This is a genomic window from Alteromonas sp. AMM-1 (genome assembly GCF_047290655.1).
Classification (GTDB): Bacteria; Pseudomonadota; Gammaproteobacteria; order Enterobacterales; family Alteromonadaceae; genus Alteromonas; species Alteromonas mangrovi.
This window is the reverse complement of record NZ_JBLBUE010000257.1, coordinates 1-3058: the sequence shown is the minus strand read 5'-3', so window position 1 is coordinate 3058 and position 3058 is coordinate 1. Positions and strand designations below refer to the sequence as shown.

General features: G+C 47.0%; 5 protein-coding genes. 3 read left to right on the top strand and 2 right to left on the bottom strand.

Annotation, left to right across the window (positions count from 1 at the left end):
* Together ACLR2L_RS19730 and ACLR2L_RS19725 are read left to right on the top strand one after the other, a co-directional pair.
* Positions 1–374 (top strand): GNAT family N-acetyltransferase (locus ACLR2L_RS19730; protein WP_413370676.1); only part of this gene is annotated, 374 nt, incomplete at its 5' end.
* A gap of 6 nt (positions 375–380) precedes the next feature.
* Positions 381–875: a DUF2919 family protein gene (locus tag ACLR2L_RS19725; RefSeq protein ID WP_413370674.1), complete on the top strand. Its 495-nt coding sequence runs from the start codon at positions 381–383 to the stop codon at positions 873–875.
* Positions 876–941: 66 nt separating this feature from the next.
* Here ACLR2L_RS19725 and ACLR2L_RS19720 read toward each other — a convergent pair whose 3' ends face one another.
* Positions 942–1349 (bottom strand): hypothetical protein, encoded by a 408-nt coding sequence (locus tag ACLR2L_RS19720; protein WP_413370672.1) that lies wholly within the window; start codon positions 1347–1349, stop codon positions 942–944.
* A gap of 81 nt (positions 1350–1430) precedes the next feature.
* Positions 1431–2204 (bottom strand): tRNA cyclic N6-threonylcarbamoyladenosine(37) synthase TcdA, encoded by a 774-nt coding sequence (gene tcdA, locus ACLR2L_RS19715; RefSeq protein ID WP_140956899.1) that lies wholly within the window; start codon positions 2202–2204, stop codon positions 1431–1433.
* A gap of 81 nt (positions 2205–2285) precedes the next feature.
* On the opposite strand from tcdA, the gene lhgO reads away from it, so the two are divergent.
* The coding region (lhgO, locus tag ACLR2L_RS19710; protein ID WP_413370670.1) for an L-2-hydroxyglutarate oxidase at positions 2286–3058 on the top strand (773 nt) is incomplete at its 3' end.

Here is a 3058-nt window from a genome sequence, read left to right as displayed (position 1 = left end):
GTGTTATGCAGTACTTGCGGCCTCAGTTTTCTGTTGACGAATTAAGCAGTGCTATTGTTCGTCAATGGCAGTCTGGTTACCGCCTGGCAGTGGCCTATTGTGATGGGCTGGTTGTGGGAGTGGCCGGTTTTGTGCTGGGCGAAAAACTGGCCTGGGGTAAGCATATGTATATTGATGATCTGGTGGTTGACGAGTCCATGCGCAGTAAAGGCATTGGCGATGCGTTATTGCAATGTTGTCAGACACACGCAGAGTACCATGGGTGTGTATCGCTGCATCTCGATTCTGGTACGCAGCGAACCCGGGCCCATGGTTTTTACTTTGCACATGGCATGCCGATTTCCAGCTTTCATTTCAATAAATCGATTGGGTAGTGTTAGGTGAGTATACCGCTACCACTGCATTGTTACGACGAGGCTGGCGTGGTCTTGCCGCCGACCTGGTGGTATGGATTTTTGGCTTTTGGTGCAAGGGACGTGTTGTTTGTGTTGCTGATCAGCGCATTGCCGGAAGAAGCTGATACCTTGTTTAAACTGGTTTTCGTTCATAGCAACTGGTTGGTTTGGCAATTGTTGGTTTCGGTTCCCTTTCTGCTGGTATTTGTGCTTACCAGTTTTCGTGCCCGTTTATGGCAAAAGCAAAAGGTAAACTGGCGACGTTGGTTAAAGCCCCTCTGTTGGGTTGGTATCGTCAGCCAGTTGTTGGCGGTATCGATGTTTATCCTGAAAACCGGTGGTCAGTTTAACGTGTACTACGCGAGCATTTTTATCGGGTTGTCGATAATGGCATACATGCTGGCAAAAAGCCGACATGTAAACATTATGATTGAGGACTGGCAGTTTTTACCGGGTGTAAGAACGGGGCAAACAAGCTGATGATTGCGGGTCTGCCAGACCCGCATTATTGCGCATACCTAATTGTGTATGGTAATGCAAAATCACTTATTGCGTGTTATTGGCGATTGCCTGATCGAAATACGCTTTTACTGAAATTGCACTGTCGTTAACTAACCGTTCGTAACAAATACCGGCGAAAGCATAGGAAAATTCGCCAATGGCCAGCGCCACAAAAGGGGCTTTTTCATCGGAAGTGTCGTATCGCCACTGACCCCCTGTAAGACTGCGCATCACTTCACCAATATAGGCGCCATAGATATTGCACAAAGTGAAAACGGCTTCATCTTCCAATGCCTGATCCTGATATCTGGCAACAAAAGCCAGTAGCAAGTCGTCTACCAATATAATGCTGTCGGCACTGTAATCCAGTGTGACATTGAAAATTTCTTTACTGGTATCTACAGCATCCTGCGCGCTGTCTTTCATTAATGTTTCTAATTCTTGTTGGTTCATTCGCGGGCTTCCTGTTTGAGTGTCGTTCCGCAACAGCAGTATTAACCGATTGTGCGCGACAAGCGCTAAAATGTCGAGTTCCTATGCGCCGGTAAGTTTGTTTATCATGCGCGCAGCGGCAATCATACCGAAGCTGGCTGTCACTGCAACTGAGGCACCAAATCCAGAAGCGCAATCTAATCGCGTACTGCCTTCTTCCAGCGATTTGTTAAAGCATACCGAACCATCTGGCTGTGGATACCGAAGCTGCTCTGTGGAATAAATGCAATCAATACCAAATTTACGCTTTGGATTTTTGCTAAATCCATACTGTCGTCGCAACAAATTGCGCAGTTTCGCTGCCAGCGGATCCTGAATGGTTTTTGCCAGGTCGCCACACGTAATTTGTGTAGGGTCTATCTGTCCGCCCGCACCACCCACAGTGACAACAGGGATTTTATTGCGTTTACAATAATAAATAATGCTGGCTTTAGCGGTAACGGAATCTGTTGCTTCAATGACACCGGTGAAATTACCGTTCAGATGCGTCATAACGGTATCCGGTGTGACAAAATCTTCAATTGCCTCAACGTTGCAATCGGGGTTGATTTGCCTGATACGTTCGGCCATCACGGTTACTTTGGGAGAGCCGACAGTATCGCGCAGCGCATGGATTTGACGATTGGTATTAGTTACGCAAACATCGTCCAAATCAAACAAAGTAATGGCGCCCACGCCGGTTCTTGCGAGCGCTTCTGCACTCCATGAACCCACACCACCAATACCAATAACGGCAATGTGTGCTTTGGCGATCTGTTGCTGACGTTCACTTCCATACAGGCGAGTAATGCCGCCAAACCGCTCCTGATAGGTCATATTTTTACCTTTGAAATTGTTGCAGAGAACTGGTGCTCAGGTACTATCGGGCTGAGTTTACCATTTTTCAATGATTTGCCCATGTCTGCATATGATTTTGTAATAATTGGAGCGGGTATTATAGGTGCTGCCGTCGCTCATGAGTTAAGCCTGAGAAAACCCGGTTGCCGGGTGTTGTTGTTAGACAAAGCGGAGAGGGCAGCGAGTCATCAGACTGGCAGAAACTCAGGTGTGATACATGCGGGGGTCTACTATGCACCTGGAAGCCTGAAAGCAACATTTTGCAGACAAGGTTTAGAAGATACCCTGGCGTTTTGTAAGCAACATCAATTACCGTTTGAACAGTGTGGTAAGTTATTGGTGGCTACTGATAACCGCGAACTTGAGGCTATGCAGTCGCTGTTTGAACGGTGCGAGCATAATGATCTTCAGCCCGATATGCTTAGCGCTGCTCAAATCAGACAAAAAGAACCTAACATACGGGCAGTTGGTGGTTTTTTAGTAAAGCAAACCGGGATCACTGACTATCAGGCGATAACTTGCTGTTTGTTGTCTCTGGCTGCTAAACATGCCCGGCTGGATGTGCGTTACCAGCATCAGGTTACCAGTGTACAAGAACTCGGTGATTGTGTGCAGGTTTGCGCTGAAACATCTGCGGGAAAAGCGAGTTTTCAGGCTGATTTCTTAATAAATTGCGCCGGTATTTACAGTGATGAGATTATAAAAAGTCAGGGGTTGGCGTGCGATTTTCGCATGTTGCCATTTCGTGGAGAGTATTTTCGTCTGGTCGATAAATACAACGCCGTTTCCTCGCATTTGATCTATCCCATACCCGATCCAAACATGCCGTTTCT